This window comes from Methylobacterium sp. J-072 (genome assembly GCF_022829425.1).
GTDB lineage: Bacteria > Pseudomonadota > Alphaproteobacteria > Rhizobiales > Beijerinckiaceae > Methylobacterium.
On the sequence record NZ_JAKSYK010000148.1, the window covers coordinates 1 to 283 of the forward strand.

Genomic DNA, 283 nt, shown 5'->3' on the forward strand with positions numbered 1-283 from the left:
CCCCACGCAGCGCAAGGAAGGCTTGTTCGGCCTGGCGGCCTTCGGGCTGCTGCTGACCGGGATGTTTCTCAGCCGGTCGTAGGCGCCCACGGCGCTTCAGACCGGAGGAGATATTCCGTCCTCGCCCTCATCCTGAGGTGCCCGGCCAGGGCCCGAATGCGGGGGGCGAGGTGATCGCACCCGCCGACGATATCGAGGCCGCCCTCGGTGGTGCGCTCCGCGCGCTTCTCGGGCACCAGGCAGGCGGCGTGCGGCCGGGTCGCCAGGGCGATCGCCACCATCT

Annotated in this window: 1 pseudogene; it reads right to left on the minus strand. The window is 71.4% G+C overall.

The features are described 5' to 3' along the window. Window positions 1–143: 143 nt before the first annotated feature. A pseudogene (locus MKK67_RS17335) lies at window positions 144–283 on the minus strand (pyridoxine 5'-phosphate synthase); the annotation flags it as partial.